The sequence below is a fragment of the Agromyces sp. NPDC052230 genome (genome assembly GCF_040679595.1).
Classification (GTDB): Bacteria; Actinomycetota; Actinomycetes; order Actinomycetales; family Microbacteriaceae; genus Agromyces.
Genome location: NZ_JBFAVC010000004.1, coordinates 125,540 through 142,890 on the forward strand (window position 1 = coordinate 125,540; position 17,351 = coordinate 142,890).

The following is a 17,351-nucleotide window of genomic DNA, read 5'->3' on the forward strand; positions in this document are numbered from 1 at the left end:
CGGCCGGCGGCCTCAGCACCCTGACCTTGGTTTGCAGGAGAACGTTCGATTTGCAGCATGGAGACGCCGATCTCGTCCTGTCGGTCGTCCGTTCCCCTGCATGACCGTCGGCGAGCGCGCTGCGGGACCCACGCCGACCCGTCCTCGACAGCACGATCAGCCCACGGAGATCTCACACGTCCATCCCGCGCGTCGGACCCGTCGGCGATCGCCGACAGGCTGGGGTGGTGGATGTGGAAACGGTGGTTGCCAGGCTGGGCGGGATCGCCCACCGCGCACAACTGCAGGCGTCGGGCCTCACGCGGTATGCGATTCAAGCATCGCTCCGATCCGGCAAGGTGGTACCGGTGCGGCGCGACTGGGTCGCGGTGCCAGAGTGTTCGCCGGCCCTTCGGCGGGCCGTCGAGATCGGTGCACGGCTGAGTTGCCTCTCCGCCGCAGAGCATCTCGGGCTGTGGACGATCGCCGACGGCCGGTTTCACGTCGCGGCGCCACCGTCGGCGAGTCGTCTCCGGCTGACGCCGACGCGGCACGGTGAGCGAGCTGCCGAGGTCGTGCACTGGTCGAAGCCTGCCGTGCAGGTCTCCGCGCGCACCGCCATCGACCCGCTCGAGAATGTGCTGATCGCCGTCGCGCGCTGTCAGCCGCATGAGAACGCGGTGGCCGTGATCGACTCCGCACTCAACATGAAGCGCGTTGCCCGAGGGCAACTCGCGCGCTTGGCGGCCACGGTCGGCGGACGCTTCGCGGAGGCGGTGGCTGCATCCGATTCGCGCGCCGACAGCGGACTCGAGACGTTGCCCAGGGTCCGGCTCGCGCAGCGCGGGGTGCGCATGACGCCGCAGGTCGAAATCGACGGACATCGTGTCGACGGGCTCGTCGGCGAGCGCCTCGTCCTCCAGTTCGACGGCGACCGGTTCCATTCCACCAAGCACGACCGGCAGCGGGACCGCAGGCACGATGCGCGGCTTGTGCTGCAGGGGTTCACGGTGCTTCGCTACGCACTCCCGATGTGATGGAGACGTGGGCCGCAACCGAGGAGCAGATCCTCTCGGCCGTGGCGCAAGGATTGCACCTCTGGACTGGCCCGTCGGCCCTGCACCCCGTTCCACAGGAGATCGTTCGGCGTGCAGGAGGCCTTGGGCTGATGTGACCTGTCAATCGTGCGTTCTCCTGCGGACCTGCGCCGTGCCGCACGAGGGCCGACGCGCTGAGACGACGGATGCCGCGGCGGGAGCGATCCCGGCCGCGGCATCCGTCGTTCAGAGCCAGCGCCGCTGGGCGCTACCGCACCTGCGAGCTGATCACCTGCATGATCGACGTGTCGGCGAGCGTGGTGGTGTCGCCGACCTCGCGGCCCTCGGCGAGGTCGCGGAGGAGGCGCCGCATGATCTTGCCCGAGCGCGTCTTGGGCAGCTCGTTGACGACGAACACCTGACGCGGGCGCGCGATCGCACCGATCTGCGTGGCCACGTGCTTGCGCAGCACCTCGCTCACGTCCTCGAGCGTCGACAGGGCGTCTTCCTGGCTCTGCTTGAGGATGACGAATGCCACGACCGCCTGGCCGGTGGTCTCGTCGGCGGCGCCGACCACGGCGGCCTCCGCCGTCCATGGGTGGGCGACGAGCGACGACTCGATCTCGGCCGTCGAGAGCCGGTGGCCCGACACGTTCATGACGTCGTCGACCCGGCCGAGCAGCCAGATGTCGCCGTCCTCGTCGCGCCGTGCGCCGTCGCCGGCGAAGTACTTGTCGCCGAACTTCTCCCAGTAGGTCTCCTTGAACCGCTCGGGGTCGCCCCAGATACCGCGGAGCATCGCGGGCCACGGCTCGGTGACCACGAGGAGGCCGCCGTTCTCGCCGTCGACGGGATCGCCCTCGTCGGTGAGGATGTCGATCGAGACGCCCGGGATCGGCACCTGTGCGCTGCCCGGCTTGAGGTCGGTGATGCCGGGTAGCGCCGAGATCATGATCGCGCCGGTCTCGGTCTGCCACCACGTGTCGACCACGGGGATGGAGCCGCCGCCGATCACGTGCCGGTACCAGATCCACGCCTCGGGGTTGATCGGCTCGCCGACCGAGCCGAGCAGGCGCAGCGAGCGCAGGTTGAACGCGTGCGGGATCTGCCGACCCATCTTCATGAACGAGCGGATGGCGGTGGGCGCCGTGTAGAGGATCGACACCTTGTAGCGCTCGACGATCTCCCACCAGCGGCCCGGGTGGGGCGTGTCGGGCGTGCCCTCGTAGAGCACCTGGGTGGCCGCGTTCGCGAGCGGGCCGTAGACGACGTACGAGTGCCCGGTTATCCAGCCGACGTCGGCCGTGCACCAGTAGACGTCGCGCTCGGGGTGCAGGTCGAAGACCGTCTTGTGCGTGAACGCCGCCTGGGTCAGGTAGCCGCCCGACGTGTGCAGGATGCCCTTCGGCTTGCCGGTGGTGCCCGACGTGTAGAGGATGAACAGCGGATGCTCCGCATCGAAGCCCTTGGCGACGTGCTCGTTCGAGGCGTTCGCCACCGTGTCGTGCCACCAGAGGTCACGGCCATCGGTCCAGTCGACCTCGTTCTCGCCTCGGCGCACCACGAGGACGTTGCGCACCGTTCCGCCGTCGGCCTTCGCCAGCGCCTCGTCGACCACGGGCTTCAGGGGGAACACCTTGCCCTTGCGCCATCCGCCGTCGGCGGTGATGACGAGGGATGCCTCGGCGTCGTCGATGCGGGAGGCGAGGCTGTCGGCGCTGAACCCGCCGAACACGACCGAGTGGATGGCCCCGATGCGCGCGCAGGCGAGCATCGCGACGACCGCCTCGGGGATCATCGGAAGGTAGATCGCCACCCGGTCCTGTTCGCCGATGCCGAGTTCGGCGAGTACGTTCGCGGCGCGCTTGACCTCGTCGGTGAGCTCCGCGTAGGTGACGTCGCGGCGGTCGCCGGGCTCACCCTCCCAGTGCAGGGCGACGCGGTCGCCGAGGCCGGCCTCGACATGGCGGTCGAGACAGTTGACCGCGACGTTGAGCTCGCCGTCGTCGAACCATTTCGCGAACGGGGGGTTGGACCAGTCGAGGGTGCGGGTGAACGGCTTCTCCCACTGGAGGAGTTCGCGGGCCTGGTCGCCCCAGAACCCGAGGCGGTCGGTGCGGGCGGCCTCGTACAGCTGTTCGTCGGCGACGGCTTGGGCGGCGAACTCGGGGCTCGGGCGGAAACGCCTGATCTCCTCGAGCGCGTGATCGATCTGAACGGTCATGATTGTCCGGTCGCTCCTTCGCGATTGGTTCATCGGATGGGTCGCCTGCCCCACCCAGCACCATACCTCGCAGCCGTGACGTGCTCGTAACGGGTGGGTCACGCTCCGTCGCATACGGTTCCTCGGATGCGCCGAGAGGCACTACTGTGGCGTTGCGGCGAGCGCCCCTGTGGCTTTGCGCAGAGAAATCTGTGTGTCGGCACAAATGAGGACAAAAAAGCTTGCGCATCCTTCCTCAGGCAATACACTGAGTACCGCCCGAACACTCGTTTCGAGGCCTGCAGCGCTTGTGATTCCCCCCAATCCTTGCGCTGCCGAGGCGGCACCTGTTCCCCCCAATGGGTGCCGCCCCCTTTTCGTTAACGGGGCATCGCTCCGGCGGGCCCAGCAGGTCGAGTTCTCCTCCACAACGGGGTGGGGGAGGCTCTTTCCTCACCTGCAGCTGAGCGGATGCCGCGGTCGACGCGCTGCCGCCTACGGTCGCTGCATGACCATCCCCTTCGTCGCCACCCCGTCGTGGGAGCGCGAACCGCGGCTCCCGGCGCCGCGTTCCGCCGACGCGGCCGGCGTCGTCGAGGCGCCAACCGCTGGCGCCCTCGAGCGCGCCTGGCCCGCCTCCCGCGACGGAACCGATGACGCGCTCGCGGTGCTCGGGCCACTCGCGCCGTTCGCGGCATCCGGACCGGTGACCGACCTCTTCGTCAACGGCCCCGACGGCCTCTGGGTCGACCGCGGCTCCGGCCCCGAAATCGAACCCTCGTGGACGGCCGACGAGGCCGAGGTGCGCGCGCTCGCGGTGCGGCTCATCGGCCGGGGCGGTCGTCACATCGACGAGGCGTCGCCTGCGGTCGACGTGCGGCTGGGGCGGGGTATCCGCGTGCACGCCGTGCTCCCGCCCGTCTCGACCCGCGGCACGCTGCTGTCGGTCAGGGTGCCACGTGCCGCGGGCTTCCCGCTTGCCGCACTCGCCCGAGCGGGCATGGTCGACTCGGGGCAGGAGGCGATGCTTCGCGATGCCGTGGCGACGCGGAAGAACCTCCTCGTCACGGGCGCGGGCGGCGCGGGCAAGACGACGTTCCTCGCTGCGCTCCTCGGCGAGGCCTCGGACCGTGAGCGCATCGTGCTCATCGAAGACGTCGCGGAGCTCACGATCGACCACCCGCACGTGGTTTCGCTCGAGGCCCGCCAGGCCAACCTCGAGGGCGCCGGGCGCCTGGGTCTCGATGCGCTGCTCCGCGAGGCGCTGCGCATGCGCCCCGACCGGCTGGTCGTGGGGGAGTGTCGCGGGGCGGAACTGCGCGAGCTCCTCGCGGCACTCAATACCGGCCACGACGGCGGTGCGGGCACGCTGCACGCGAACTCTCTCGACGACGTGCCGGCGCGACTCGAAGCACTCGGCTCGACCGCGGGCATGGGCGCCGACGCCGTGGCCCGACAGACGGTGAGCGCCTTCGACCTCGTGCTCCACCTCGAGCGCGTCGACGGGCGAAGGCGCCTCGCGCAAGTGGGTCGGTTCCGGCTGCAGGGCGACCGGCTCGCGGTGGAGCTCGCATGACCGCGCGGATGCCGCAGCCGCTCGCCCGACTCGGCCCGCTCGCCCGGCTCGCCCCGCTCGCCCGTCTCGCCCGTCTCGCCGAGCGTGTCGCCATGCTGCGACGATGTCCCGACCCGGCCGAAGGCATCGACGCGGTGGCCGCCGTCACCGAGCGACTCGCGGTGCTGCTCTCGGCAGGCGTGCCGGCGCCGACGGCGTGGGCGCACGTCGGCGACCGGCCTGTGCTCGCAGCCGCGGCGGAGGCGGCGGCCGACGGTCGTTCCGTCGCCGACGCGATCGCGCAAACGACGCGGCTCGACCCCGTCGCCGCTGGCGCGTGGTCGGTGCTCGCCGCTGCATGGTCGGTCGCCGCCGAGTCGGGGGCGCCGCTTGCCTCGAGCCTTCGCGACCTGGCTGCCGCCCTCCGCGACGAGGCACAGCTCCGACGAGAGGTGCGTACGGCCCTCGCGGGTCCCGTCGCAAGCGCGCGCCTGGTCATGGCCCTGCCGCTCATCGCGGTCGCGTTCGGCGCGCTGCTCGGCTTCGACACCGCGTCGGTCCTGTTCGGGAATCCGATCGGCCTCGCGTGCGTCGTGCTCGCCGGACTCCTCATGTGGGCGGGGCGCAACTGGAGCGCGCGTCTCGCCGCTCGGGCGTCGGCTTCGCACGCCGATGCCGGACTCGAGCTGGAGCTCCTCGCCATCGCGATGTCGGGCGGCGCCTCCATCGAGCGCGCCCGTGACGTAGTTCGTCACGCCCTGCGAGCGCGTGGCATTCCGGCGCACGACCGCAGCACCGCCGACGCCGTGATCGCGCTCGCGGCACGCGCCGGAGCGCCCGTCTCCGAGCTGCTTCGCGCGGAGGCGCTCCGACTCCGTCGGGTGGCTCGCGCCGAGGGTGCCGCGCGCGCCGCCGCTCTCGGCGTGCGGCTCATGCTGCCGCTGGGGGCGTGCGTGCTGCCGGCCTTCGTGCTCCTCGGCGTCGTGCCGCTGCTCGTCTCCGTCGTCTCGGTCACACTCGGCGGTGGCGCGTGAGGCCCTCAGACTCGTGCCGCCCATCCGCCGGGACACCGGCACAACAGGAAGGAACATCATCATGCAGCACCAGCACACCTCGCCCGCTTCCGAGCGGGCCGCACCGGGCGGGGTATCTCGTCGTCTCCCGCCGCTTCGCCGAACCCTTCGCAGGGCGCTCCGACGCGTCGCCGGAGAGCGCGGGGCTGCCACCGCGGAGTACGCGGTGGCGACGATGGCGGCGGTCGGGTTCGCCGGGCTCCTCGTGGTCATCCTCCGAGGTGACGAGGTTCGCGGCATCCTCACCGACCTCGTCCGGAATGCGCTCACGGTCGGCTGACCGGGATCGGGGCAGCGTGACGGCGGAATTCGCCGTCGCGCTGCCCGCGATCGCGCTCGTGCTCGCTGCGTGCCTCGCCTCGGTGCAACTCGTGGGGCAGCACGTGCGCCTGACGGATGCCGCGGCCGATGCGGCGCGAGCGCTCGGGCGCGGTGAGTCCGCGGCCGAGGCGAGCGCGATCGCCGACCGCGTGTCGGGCGGTGCGTCGCTCGCGGTCGCCGAGGACGGACAGTTCGTGTGCGTCACCCTGCAAGCGCCCGCACACGGACTGCTTGCCGCGGTCGTGCTCCGGACGGAGTCGTGCGCCGTCGCGGGTGGGCGCTGATGCCTGGGCGAGGGCGGGCACGCTCAGGCGACGAGCGCGGCGCGGCATCCGTGCTCGCCGTCGGCATCGTGGGGGCGGTCGTCGCGCTCACCGCGCTCGTGGTGCCCGTGACGGCCACATTCGTCGCATCGCAGCGGGCGGCGAACGCGGCGGACGCCGCCGCGCTCGCCGCCGCCGACGCTGCCTCGGGGGCGGTGTCGGGGGTTCCGTGCACGCTCGCCGCCGAGGCTGCCGCGCGCAACGGCGCGTCCCTGACGTCGTGCGCGGTCGAGGGCGTCGTGGCGACTGTGGGAGTCACGATCGGCTCGCTGGGAACGACACTCAGCGCCGTCGCCCGTGCCGGGCCGCCGCCTACCCGCGCAGCGCCGCCTCGAGTGCCGTGAGCACGGCGGGATCCTCGATGGTGGCGGGCACCTTGTAAGTCTCGCCGTCGGCGATCTGCCGCATGGTCTTCCGGAGGATCTTGCCCGAACGCGTCTTCGGCAGACGCTCGAGCACCGTCACGTCGCGGAAGGCGGCGACCGGGCCGACGGTCTCGCGCACGAGCGCGACGAGTTCCTTCACGAGCCGGGCGTGGTCGATGTCGGTGCCGTGCTTGAGGGTCACGAAGCCGGCGGCGCGTTGTCCCTTGAGTTCGTCCTTGACGCCGATCACGGCGACCTCGGCGATCGCCGGGTGATGGTTGATCGCCTCCTCGAGCGTGCCGGTCGAGAGGCGGTGTCCGGCGACGTTGATGACGTCGTCCGTGCGTCCCATGACGTAGACGTAGCCGTCCTCGTCGAGGTATCCGCTGTCGCCCGTGGCGTAGTGGCCGGGGAACGCGGTCAGGTAGGAGGACACGTACCGGTCGTCGCCGCCCCAGAGCGTCGGCAGGCTGCCCGGCGGGAGCGGCAGCTCGAGCACGATGTTGCCCTCCTTGCCGACGGGAACCGGCCGACCCCTGCCGTCGACGATGGCCACGCGGTAGCCGGGCACCGGCACGGTCGGGGAGCCGGGCTTCACCGGCAGCGGCTCGATGCCGCGGGGGTTCGCGGCGACCGCCCAACCGGTCTCGGTCTGCCACCAGTGGTCGACCACGGGGCAATGCAGCGCGTCGTTGATCCAGTGATACGTCTCGGTGTCGAGCCGCTCGCCGGCGAGGAACAGCGCCTCGAGGCTCGACGTGTCGTAGCGCTTCAGGTGCTCGAGGTTCGGGTCCTCGCGGCGGATCGCGCGAATGGCCGTGGGCGCCGAGAAGAGCACCTTCACGCGGTACTCCTCGACCATGCGCCAGAACGCGCCGGCGTCGGGCGTGCCCACGGGCTTGCCCTCGTAGAGCACGGTGGTCGCCCCGGCGAGCAGCGGGCCGTACACGATGTAGCTGTGGCCGACCACCCAGCCCACGTCGGAGGCCGTCCACATGACGTCGCCGGGGTGGATGTCGTAGATGTTCCGCATCGACCAGGCGAGCGCGACCGCGTAGCCGCCGTGGTCCCGCACGACGCCCTTCGGCGTGCCGGTGGTGCCCGAGGTGTACAGGATGTAGAGCGGGTCGGTCGCGGCGAGCTCCACCGGGCCGACAGGCTCGGCCTCCGCGAGCTCCTCCTCCCAGTCGAGCCAATCGATGCCGATGCGGCCGTCGAACTCGGCGGCGCTGCCCGCCACCGCCTCGCGGTTGCGCACGATCACACCCTGGACGCTGAGTTCGTCTTCGGGGATGACGCTGATCGACGTGGTCGTCGCATCCGTCACCGAACGATCGCCCACAATCATGGCGAGCGCCTTCTCGATGATCGGCAGGTACTCGACACTCCGACCGGGTTCGAGGCCGCCCGACGAGGTCACGATGAGCTTCGGCTCCGCGTCCTGGATTCGTACTGCGAGCTCGTTCGCCGCGAAACCGCCGAAGATCACCGAGTGCACGGCACCGATGCGTGCGCAGGCGAGCATCGCGATCACAGCTTCAGGCGTCATCGGCAGGTAGATGGCGACGCGATCGCCCTGCTCGACACCGTTGTTCCGGAGCACGCCCGCGAACCGTGCGACCTCGTGCAGCAGTTCGGCATAGGTGAAGGTGCGCTTCGAGCCGGTCATGGCCGAGTCGTACGCGAGCGCGACCTGGTCGCCGCGCCCGGCCGCAACCCACCGGTCGAGGGCGTTCGCGCTCACGTTGAGCGTGCCGTCGGGGAACCAGCGGTAGACCGGTGCGGCGCTGTCGTCGAGCGCGCGGCTGGGCGGGTTGTCCCAGTCGACGAGCCCGGATGCCTCGAGCCAGAACTCCTCGGGATGCTCCATGCTGCGGCGGTACTCGTCGGCATACCCGCGCGTCGTGCTGGTGCTCATCGCCGCTCCTCCCCATCGAGGCGGGCGACGATGCCATGCCTCGGGACGTGCTGTCGTGTCACGCCGACTCTGGCGTGAGAGCTCCAATGTATACACTGATTACGAGAAGCGCCACTCTGCTTGGGAAAGTCTCAGGAAATGCGAGAGTGAGTTGCCGCATCGTGGAACGCCGTGTATACATGAACCCGAACGCCGAGGTCGACGGGAGGAGTGCCATGCGAGCCAGCGACCGCGCCTACAGGACCCTTCGCACCGAGATCCTCGACGGCACGCTCGAGCCCGGCACCGTGCTGCAGGAAGTCGAGCAGTCCACCCGCCTCGGGGTGAGTCGCACGCCCGTGCGCGAGGCGCTCCGGCAACTCGTCGCCGACGGGCTCGTCGACGCCTCAGGCCGTGGAGCCGTCGTCACCGCGGTGTCCCGTGACGACATCGTCTCGCTCTACGAGCTGCGCGAGGCGCTCGAGGCGAAGGCGGCCGCACTCGCGGCGCAGCGAGGCGAGGCGATTCCGTTCCTCCTCATCCGCGATCGGCTCCTCGGCGCGCCGCAGCTCCTCGCACAGGGCGAGCCGGGGCTCGCGCCGTACTTCGAGATCGTCGACGATCTCGACGACGCCATCGAGGAGGCCGCCGGCAACCCGTTCCTCGCCACGGCCCTGCGCAGCGTGCAGCTGCACTCCGCGCGCATCCGCCGCCTCTCGCGGCACAACCCCGAACGACTGCGCGCGGCCGCCGGCGAACACCTGCTCATCGTCGAGGCGATCCTCGCGCGCGATGCGGAACTCGCCTCCCACGCCACCCACGTGCACCTGCACATGAGCCTCACGAACGCCCTCGCGACGGCGCCCGCCGACGCGCCTGCCGGCACCAGCGCCAGCGACGCCGACGAAGGTGCCACGCTCGGGCCCAGGGTGGCCTGAGGCATCCGACACCCACTCGATCGATCCCACCTGACCGACCACGACAGAAGCGACGAGAGCGACATGACCGACCTGAAGACCCCCGCCGTGCAGCTCCACCACGTGCGCGTCCACCGCAGCGACGAGAACCTGGCGCGCGAAGACCAGCTCGCCTGGAAGATCGCCGAGGTCGCCGCCGACCCGGTCGAGGTGACCGAGGAGGTCACCGAGATGGTGATCAACCGCGTCATCGACAACGCCGCGGTGGCGGCGGCCTCCCTCACGCGTGAGCCGGTCGTGGCCGCGCGGTCGCAGGCGACGTCGCACCCGGTCTCGATCCACGGCGAGGGCGCGACCGTGTTCGGCCTCGACGCCGCGCGCCGCACGAGCCCCGAGTGGGCCGCGTGGGCCAACGGGGTCGCCGTGCGCGAACTCGACTACCACGACACGTTCCTCGCCGCCGAGTACTCGCACCCGGGCGACAACATCCCGCCCATCGTGGCCGTGGCGCAGCACCTCGCCGGCAGCCGGGGCCTCACCGGCCGCGAGCTCGTGCGCGGCATCGCGACAGGCTATGAGATCCAGATCGACCTGGTGAAGGCGATCTCGCTGCACAAGCACAAGATCGACCACGTCGCCCACCTCGGGCCGTCGGCCGCCGCCGGCATCGGCACGCTGCTCGGCCTCGACGTCACGACCATCTTCCAGTCGATCGGCCAGGCCCTGCACACGACCACCGCGACCCGCCAGTCGCGCAAGGGCGAGATCTCGAGCTGGAAGGCGCATGCCCCGGCGTTCGCCGGCAAGATGGCCGTCGAGGCGGTCGACCGGGCCATGCGCGGCCAGACGAGCCCCACTCCCATCTACGAGGGCGAGGACGGCGTGATCGCGTGGCTCCTCGACGGCCCGGATGCCGCGTACGAGGTGCCGCTGCCCGAGCGCGGCGAGGCGAAACGCGCGATCCTCGACTCGTACACGAAGGAGCACTCGGCGGAGTACCAGGCGCAGGCGTGGATCGACCTGGCCCGCAGGCTCCACCGCGAGCACCCCGAGCTCGTCGCCGACCCGTCGAAGATCGCGAGCATCGTGATCCACACCTCGCACCACACGCACTACGTGATCGGCTCGGGGGCCAACGACCCGCAGAAGTACGATCCGAATGCCTCGCGCGAGACGCTCGATCACTCCATTCCCTACATCTTCACGGTCGCCCTGCAGGACGGCGCCTGGCACCACGTCGACTCGTACGCTCCCCAGCGCGCGGGCAGGCCCGACACCGTTGAACTGTGGCGCAAGGTGACCACCGTCGAGGACCCCGAGTGGACCCGCCGCTACCACTCGCTCGACATCGCCGAGAAGGCGTTCGGCGGCCGGGTCGTGATCGCGCTCGCCGACGGCGGCGAGATCGTCGACGAGATCGCCGTGGCCGACGCGCACCCGCTGGGCGCTCGCCCGTTCGGCCGCGAACAGTACGTGCAGAAGTTCCGCACCCTCGCCGCCGACGTGCTGGAGCCCGCCGAGATCCAGCGGTTCCTCGACGTCGCGCAGCGGCTCCCCGAGCTCGAGCCCGAGGAGCTCGGCCAGCTCACCATCGTCGCCGCACCCGGCGTGCTCGCCCAGTTCGACTCGCCCGTCGGCATCTTCTAGGAGGTCACCATGCTGTACGCACAGACACCCGCCCACGAGAAGCGTCGCCGGTTCCGCGAGCGTCTCGCCACCGGCGAGCTCCTCCGATTCCCGGGCGCGTTCAACCCGCTGTCGGCACGCCTGATCGAGCGGAAGGGCTTCGACGGGGTCTACATCTCGGGTGCGGTGCTGTCGGCCGACCTGGGCCTGCCCGACATCGGCCTGACCACCCTCAACGAAGTCGCCGGCCGCGGCAAGCAGATCACCCGGATGACCGAGCTGCCCGCGATCATCGACGCGGACACGGGCTTCGGCGAGCCCATGAATGTGGCCCGCACCGTGCAGGAACTGGAGGACGCCGGGCTCGCGGGCCTCCACATCGAGGACCAGGTGAACCCCAAGCGCTGCGGGCACCTCGACGGCAAACAGGTCGTCGACGAGTCCACCGCACTGCAGCGCATCCGCGCCGCGGTGGATGCCCGCCGCGACGAGAACTTCCTCATCATGGCCCGCACCGACATCCGTGCCGTCGACGGACTCGACGCCGCGGTCGACCGCGCGAAGAAGCTCGTCGACGCCGGTGCCGACGCGATCTTCCCCGAGGCGATGGCCTCGCTCGAGGAGTTCGCCGCGATCCGTGCGGCCGTCGACGTGCCCCTGCTCGCGAACATGACCGAGTTCGGCAAGAGCGAGCTCTTCTCGGTGGAGCAGCTCGCGAACGTCGGCATGAACATCGTCATCTGGCCGGTGTCGCTGCTCCGTCTCGCGATGGGCGCCGCCGAGCGGGGCCTCGACGAGCTCGACGCCACCGGCTCCCTCAACGGCATGCTCGACCGCATGCAGCACCGCGCCGACCTGTACGAGCTCATCGACTACGAGGGCTACAACCACTTCGACACCTCAATCTTCAACTTCAGCGTCGCGCGCTGAGGCCTCGAGAAAGCGACCCCGCATGACCGACACCACCACCGCGTCCGCCTCGCCCGCGTCCGCCGCGACGTCCGCAGCCGCAGCCGCAGCCGCGGCCGCGACCCCTGCCCCCGGCGAGCCCGAGATCCGCAAGGGCCTCGCCGGCGTCGTCGTCGACCGCACGGCGATCTCGAAGGTCAACCCCGAGAGCAACTCGCTGCTGTACCGGGGGTATCCCGTACAGGAACTGGCGGCGTCCAAGCGGTTCGAGGAGGTCGCGTACCTGCTCTGGCACGGCGAGCTTCCGAATGCCGCGCAGCTCGCGGAGTTCCGCGCGGCCGAGCGTGCCGGCCGGGCCCTCGAGCCGAACGTGAAGGCCGCGATCGACCTGCTGCCGACGACGGCGCACCCGATGGACGTCGTGCGCACGGCCGTGAGCGTGATCGGGGCATCCGACCCCGCCGTCGACGACGCCAGCCCCGAGGCGAACCTGGCCAAGGCGAAGGCGCTGTTCGCGGCCCTGCCGGCCGTCGTCGCGTACGACCAACGGCGTCGCCGCGGACAGGAGGTCGTGCCCCCGCGCGACGACCTCGACTACTCGGCCAACTTCCTGAACATGACGTTCGGCGAGGTGCCCGACCAGCTCGTGGTCGACGCGTTCGACGCGTCGATGATCCTGTACGCCGAGCACTCGTTCAACGCGTCGACCTTCACGGCACGCGTCATCACGTCGACGCTGAGCGACCTGTACTCGGCCGTGGTCGGCGGCATCGGGGCACTCAAGGGCCCGCTGCACGGTGGCGCGAACGAGGCCGTCATGCACATCTTCGACGAGATCGGCACCGCCTCGAACGTGGTGCCGTGGCTCGACGCCGCGCTGGCGGAGAAGCGCAAGATCATGGGCTTCGGCCACCGCGTGTACAAGAACGGCGACTCGCGGGTGCCCACGATGAAGGCCGCGCTCGACACGCTCATCGCGTATTACGACCGGCCGGATGTCGCGGACCTCTACGACACCCTCTCGGCCGAGTTCGTGGCCCGCAAGGGCATCCACCCGAATCTCGACTACCCGTCGGGCCCGGCGTATCATCTCATGGGCTTCGACACGCTCACGTTCACGCCGCTCTTCGTGGCGTCACGCGTGACGGGCTGGACGGCGCACATCGTCGAGCAGGCGGCATCCAACGCCCTCATCCGGCCGCTGTCGACCTACAACGGGGTCGACGAGCGCCACGTGTGACGTACCCGCCGCGGCACCCGGCCGTCCGGCCGCTCAGTCGAAGACCGTCTCGATGAACCGGTACTCGACGGCCGTCGGCCGGTCGTCGTCCTCTCCGGCGAACTCGAGTCCGGCGGAGCGGGAGTAGATGTAGCGCTTCCCGTGGTCCCCGCTCAACTCGAGCCGGGGGCGCGGGTCGCCCGAGTCGAGGAAGGCGGTCGAGACCGTCTTGCCCTCGAGCGGTCCGTCGATCAGCTTGGCGGTGTACGAGCTCGTGGAAGAGGTGTCCATTCCGCCATTCTCCTCTGCGGCCGGTCTTGTGCAAGGGGTGGCGCAGGGCGTTTCCCGCGCCTCGTTCGTGACCTCGAGTGGGTGCACTCACGGTGAGTGTGTGTATGGTGTGGCTGTCGGCGCGACCCATCGCCGATCGACGGCACACCGCTCGGGGGCCGAGCCCGGTCTGTGCGTTCACCCCAAATGCGAGCAGTTAAGAGGAGTCCGTGGCAGGCGCGAAGAAGTTGGTCATCGTGGAGTCGCCGACCAAGATGAAGTCGATCGCCCAGTACCTGGGCGAGGGCTACGAGGTGCTCTCGTCGGTCGGCCACATCCGTGACCTCATCGAGCCCAAGAACCTGCCCGCCGAGCTCAAGAAGGGTTCGCTCGGCAAGTTCTCGGTCGACGTCGAGCACGGCTTCGAGCCGTACTACGTGGTCTCCGACGCGAAGAAGAAGACCGTCGCCGAACTCAAGCGCGCACTGAAGAACGCCGACGAACTCCTGCTCGCCACCGATGAGGACCGCGAGGGCGAGGCCATCGCGTGGCACCTCCTGCAGGAGCTGAAGCCCAAGGTCCCGGTGCGGCGCATGGTCTTCCACGAGATCACGAAGGACGCGATCGAGAAGGCGAAGGACAACACCCGCGAACTCGACACGGCGCTCGTCGACGCGCAGGAGACGCGCCGCATCCTCGACCGGCTGTACGGCTACGAGGTCTCGCCGGTGCTCTGGCGCAAGGTCGGTCCCGGCCTCTCCGCGGGGCGTGTGCAGTCGGCCGCGACCCGTCTCGTCGTCGACCGCGAGCGCGAGCGGCTGGCGTTCGTGGCGGCGGGGTACTGGGACCTCATCGGCCGGTTCAGTGGAGCGACGGATGCCTCGCAGTCGCCGTCATTCGAAGCGCGACTCGTACGACTCGGCGGCGAGCGCGTCGCCACCGGCCGCGACTTCGACGACGCAGGCAGGCTCAAGTCGAAGGCGGTCGTGCTCGACGAGCGGGTGGCCGAGGCGCTCGTCGAGGCGCTGCGGGCCGACGGCGTCGCCCGAACGGTGGCCAAGGTCGAGTCGAAGCCGTATTCGCGCCGCCCCGCCGCGCCGTTCACCACGTCGACGCTGCAACAGGAGTCGGCCCGCAAGCTCCGGCTCTCCGCGCGTGACACCATGCGCGTCGCGCAGTCGCTCTACGAGAACGGCTACATCACCTATATGCGCACCGACTCGACGTCGCTGTCGCAGCAGGCGATCACCGCCGCGCGGAAGCAGGCGACCGCCCTCTACGGCGCGGACTCGATTCCCGACAAGCCCCGCGTCTATGCGAGCAAGTCGAAGAACGCGCAGGAGGCGCACGAGGCGATCCGTCCCTCGGGCGACGTGTTCCGCACGCCCTCCGAGTTGCAGAACGTGCTGCGCGGCAGCGAGTTCAAGCTGTACGACCTCATCTGGAAGCGCACGGTCGCTTCGCAGATGGCCGACGCGAAGGGGCAGACCGCGACCGTCACGATCGAGGTCGGGCCGACGGCGACGGATGCCCCGGCCCCGGCTGAGGCATCCGTCGCCGTCGCCGGCACCATCGCCGAGTTCACGGCCAGCGGCACGGTCATCACGTTCCGCGGCTTCCTCGCCGCGTACGAGGAGGGACACGACGAGGAGCGGAACGCCGACGACACGCCGGGCGAGGCCAAGCTGCCGCCGCTCAAGGAGGGCCAGTCGGTCGGACTCGCAGCCCTCGAGGCGAAGGGACATGAGACCAGCCCGCCGCCGCGCTTCACCGAGGCGAGCCTCGTCAAGCGCCTGGAAGAGCTCGGCATCGGCCGCCCGTCGACCTTCGCGTCGATCATCTCGACGATCCTCGACCGCGGCTACGTGACCCAGCGCGGCCAGGCCCTCGTGCCCAGCTGGGTGGCGTTCTCGGTCGTACGCCTGCTCGAGGAGCACTTCGGCGACCTCGTCGAGTACGACTTCACCGCCGAGATGGAGGACGACCTCGATCACATCGCCGCGGGCGAGGCCGACCGGGTGGACTGGCTCTCGAGCTTCTACTTCGGCTCCGACAAGCACCGCGGGCTCCGGCAGGTCGTCGACAACCTCGGTGACATCGACGCGCGCGAGATCAACTCGGTCGCGATCTCGCCCGACATCACGTTGCGCATCGGCAAGTACGGCCCGTACCTCGAGACGGTGGATCCCGATGCCGCGCCCGACGCGCCCCCGCGGCGCGTCAACCTTCCGCAGGACCTCGCGCCCGACGAACTCACCGAGGCGAAGGCGCGCGAGCTCATCGAGGCGCCCGTGCAGGGCGACCGGGTGCTCGGCGTCAACCCCGAGAACGGCAAGGAGGTCGTCGTCAAGGACGGCCGCTTCGGGCCGTACGTGACCGAGGTGGAGCCCGAGCCCGAGTCATCCGTCGACGCGGCTACCGGCGAGGTCGTCGAACCGGCGAAGCCGAAGCGCGGCACCAAGAAGGCCGCCGCGCCGAAGCCGCGCACCGCCTCGCTCTTCAAGAGCATGCAGATCGAGGAGATCGACCTCGACGCCGCCCTGAAGCTGCTCGATCTCCCGCGCGTCGTCGGGAGCGACCCCGAGTCGGGCGACGAGATCACGGCGCAGAACGGCCGCTACGGCCCCTACCTCAAGAAGGGTGCCGACACCCGCACGCTGCCCAGTGAGGACGCGATCTTCGAGATCGACCTCGCAGGGGCTCAGGAGCTGTTCGCGCAGCCGAAGTACGGCGCCCGCCGTGCGTCGAGCGCACTCAAGGAATTCGACGCCGACCCCGTGAGCGGCAAGCCGATCAAGGTGAAGGACGGCCGGTTCGGCCCGTACGTCACCGACGGCACGACGAACGCGACGATCCCGCGCGCCGAGTCGGTCGAGGACATCACGTTCGAGCGGGCGGTGGAACTCCTCCAGCTGAAGCGTGACAAGGGCCCCGCCACCCCGAAGTCCAAGCGCACCACGACACGTTCCACCGCGAAGAAGGCGCCGGCCAAGAAGCCGGCCAAGAAGAGCGCCACGTGACGCGCGACGGCGTCTTCATCACGCTCGAGGGCGGCGACGGTTCGGGCAAGACGACGCAGGCGGAACTCCTCGAGGGGTGGCTCGCCGACCGGGGCCGAACCGTGGTGCGCACGCGCGAGCCCGGCGGAACCGACGTCGGCGTCGAGGTGCGCGAGATCGTGCTGCACCATCGCGGCGACATCGCCCCGCGCGCCGAGGCGCTCCTGTACGCCGCCGACCGGGCGCACCACGTCGCCACGGTCGTGCGACCCGCACTCGAACGCGGTGACATCGTGATCCAGGATCGCTACATCGACTCGTCCGTCGCCTACCAGGGTGCCGGCCGCGTGCTCGACCCCGAAGAGGTGCGCCTCGTCTCCGAGTGGGCGACCGAGGGGCTGCGACCCGATCTCACGATCCTCCTCGACCTCGACGCGCAGGCCGCGCGCGACCGCCTCGACGTGGCACGCACCCGGTACGACCGGCTCGAGGCCGAGGCATCCGACTTCCACGACCGCGTTCGCAGCGCCTACCTCGACCTGGCCGCCGCCGAACCCGAGCGGTTCCTCGTCGTCGACGCGACGCTCGCCGTCGATGACATCGCGTCGGCGATCCGCGACCGCGTCGCGGGCCTCGTCTGAGCCGTCGCGGATCCACG

Annotated in this window: 15 protein-coding genes; 12 read left to right on the plus strand and 3 right to left on the minus strand. The window is 70.4% G+C overall.

From position 1 onward, the window contains the following. Window positions 1–617: 617 nt before the first annotated feature. Window positions 618–1,016: a DUF559 domain-containing protein gene (locus AB0K73_RS10575; protein ID WP_360512804.1), complete on the plus strand. Its 399-nt coding sequence runs from the start codon at window positions 618–620 to the stop codon at window positions 1,014–1,016. 268 nt (window positions 1,017–1,284) lie between these two features. On the opposite strand, the gene acs is transcribed toward AB0K73_RS10575, so the two are convergent. Further along, entirely contained in the window at window positions 1,285–3,240 is a 1,956-nt protein-coding gene (gene acs / locus AB0K73_RS10580; protein WP_360512802.1) for an acetate--CoA ligase, read from the minus strand. Between the two features lie 487 nt (window positions 3,241–3,727). On the opposite strand from acs, the gene AB0K73_RS10585 reads away from it, so the two are divergent. The 5 genes from AB0K73_RS10585 to AB0K73_RS10605 all read left to right on the plus strand — a co-directional run bounded on the left by AB0K73_RS10585 (window position 3,728) and on the right by AB0K73_RS10605 (window position 6,835). Continuing rightward, window positions 3,728–4,795, plus strand: a complete 1,068-nt coding sequence (locus tag AB0K73_RS10585) for a TadA family conjugal transfer-associated ATPase (RefSeq protein ID WP_360512800.1) — start codon at window positions 3,728–3,730, stop codon at window positions 4,793–4,795. Continuing rightward, window positions 4,792–5,808, plus strand: coding sequence for a type II secretion system F family protein (locus AB0K73_RS10590; RefSeq protein WP_360512798.1), 1,017 nt, complete (start codon window positions 4,792–4,794; stop codon window positions 5,806–5,808). The genes AB0K73_RS10585 and AB0K73_RS10590 overlap by 4 nt, the downstream gene beginning before the upstream one ends. A 61-nt stretch (window positions 5,809–5,869) precedes the next feature. After that, a complete protein-coding gene (locus tag AB0K73_RS10595; RefSeq protein ID WP_360512796.1) occupies window positions 5,870–6,127 on the plus strand; it encodes a DUF4244 domain-containing protein in 258 nt (85 codons plus the stop codon). Between the two features lie 16 nt (window positions 6,128–6,143). Next, window positions 6,144–6,452 carry a TadE family type IV pilus minor pilin gene (locus AB0K73_RS10600; protein WP_360512794.1) on the plus strand — a complete coding sequence of 103 codons (309 nt, stop codon included), beginning with the start codon at window positions 6,144–6,146 and terminating at the stop codon, window positions 6,450–6,452. Then, window positions 6,452–6,835, plus strand: coding sequence for an Rv3654c family TadE-like protein (locus AB0K73_RS10605; RefSeq protein ID WP_360512792.1), 384 nt, complete (start codon window positions 6,452–6,454; stop codon window positions 6,833–6,835). The genes AB0K73_RS10600 and AB0K73_RS10605 overlap by 1 nt, the downstream gene beginning before the upstream one ends. Here the strand turns inward: AB0K73_RS10605 and AB0K73_RS10610 are convergent. Continuing rightward, a complete protein-coding gene (locus tag AB0K73_RS10610; protein WP_360512790.1) occupies window positions 6,804–8,774 on the minus strand; it encodes an AMP-binding protein in 1,971 nt (656 codons plus the stop codon). The genes AB0K73_RS10605 and AB0K73_RS10610 overlap by 32 nt on opposite strands. A 215-nt stretch (window positions 8,775–8,989) precedes the next feature. Here AB0K73_RS10610 and AB0K73_RS10615 point away from each other — a divergent pair, with 215 nt between their 5' ends. The 4 genes from AB0K73_RS10615 (at window position 8,990) to AB0K73_RS10630 (ending at window position 13,445) form a co-directional block, all read left to right on the plus strand. Continuing rightward, the gene (locus tag AB0K73_RS10615; protein ID WP_360512788.1) at window positions 8,990–9,691 is read left to right on the plus strand and encodes a GntR family transcriptional regulator; all 702 of its coding nucleotides are present in this window, start codon (window positions 8,990–8,992) and stop codon (window positions 9,689–9,691) included. Between the two features lie 63 nt (window positions 9,692–9,754). After that, window positions 9,755–11,317: an MmgE/PrpD family protein gene (locus AB0K73_RS10620; RefSeq protein ID WP_360512785.1), complete on the plus strand. Its 1,563-nt coding sequence runs from the start codon at window positions 9,755–9,757 to the stop codon at window positions 11,315–11,317. Between the two features lie 9 nt (window positions 11,318–11,326). Next, a complete protein-coding gene (gene prpB, locus AB0K73_RS10625) occupies window positions 11,327–12,226 on the plus strand; it encodes a methylisocitrate lyase (RefSeq protein ID WP_360512783.1) in 900 nt (299 codons plus the stop codon). A 22-nt stretch (window positions 12,227–12,248) separates the two neighbouring features. Next, complete coding sequence (locus AB0K73_RS10630) at window positions 12,249–13,445, plus strand: bifunctional 2-methylcitrate synthase/citrate synthase (RefSeq protein WP_360512781.1); 1,197 nt, start codon at window positions 12,249–12,251, stop codon at window positions 13,443–13,445. Between the two features lie 33 nt (window positions 13,446–13,478). Here AB0K73_RS10630 and AB0K73_RS10635 read toward each other — a convergent pair whose 3' ends face one another. Then, window positions 13,479–13,715: a hypothetical protein gene (locus AB0K73_RS10635; protein WP_360512779.1), complete on the minus strand. Its 237-nt coding sequence runs from the start codon at window positions 13,713–13,715 to the stop codon at window positions 13,479–13,481. 209 nt (window positions 13,716–13,924) lie between these two features. Between AB0K73_RS10635 and topA the strand changes: the two genes are divergently transcribed. Together topA and tmk are read left to right on the plus strand one after the other, a co-directional pair. Beyond that, on the plus strand, window positions 13,925–16,714 hold the full coding sequence (gene topA, locus AB0K73_RS10640; RefSeq protein ID WP_360512777.1) for a type I DNA topoisomerase: 2,790 nt from the start codon (window positions 13,925–13,927) through the stop codon (window positions 16,712–16,714). Further along, window positions 16,711–17,334: a dTMP kinase gene (tmk, locus tag AB0K73_RS10645; RefSeq protein WP_360512775.1), complete on the plus strand. Its 624-nt coding sequence runs from the start codon at window positions 16,711–16,713 to the stop codon at window positions 17,332–17,334. Before topA ends, tmk begins: the two co-directional genes overlap by 4 nt. The last annotated feature ends 17 nt before the right edge of the window (window positions 17,335–17,351 follow it).